Annotated in this window: 1 protein-coding gene; it reads left to right on the top strand. The window is 55.7% G+C overall.

The features are described 5' to 3' along the window. Positions 1-97: 97 nt before the first annotated feature. On the top strand, positions 98-350 hold a 253-nt coding region (gene gpFI, locus FQZ95_RS14955), incomplete at its 3' end, for a DNA-packaging protein FI (RefSeq protein WP_160530375.1).

Genomic DNA, 350 nt, shown 5'->3' with positions numbered 1-350 from the left:
CACCGCTGATGCTGCTGGCTGATCCTGATGAGTTCGTGTCCGTTCAACTGGCGTAATCATGGCCCTTCGGGGCCATTGTTTCTCTGTGGAGGAGTCCATGACGAAAGATGAACTGATTGCCCGTCTCCGCTCGCTGGGTGAACAACTGAACCGTGATATCAGCCTGACGGGGACGAAAGAAGAACTGGCGCTCCGTGTGGCAGAGCTGGAAGAAGAGCTTGATGACACGGGCGACACTGCCGATCAGGATACCCCTCTCAGCCCGGAAAATGTGCTGACCGGACATGAAAATGAGGTTGTATCAGCGCAGCCGGATACCGTGACTGATACGGCTGATCTGGTCACGGTTG

Origin of the sequence: Escherichia sp. HH41S (assembly GCF_009820115.1) — a bacterium.
Taxonomy (GTDB): Bacteria; Pseudomonadota; Gammaproteobacteria; order Enterobacterales; family Enterobacteriaceae; genus Escherichia; species Escherichia coli_F.
The sequence above is the reverse complement of the archived record's forward strand: the minus strand, read 5'-3'. Positions and strand labels throughout refer to the sequence as shown.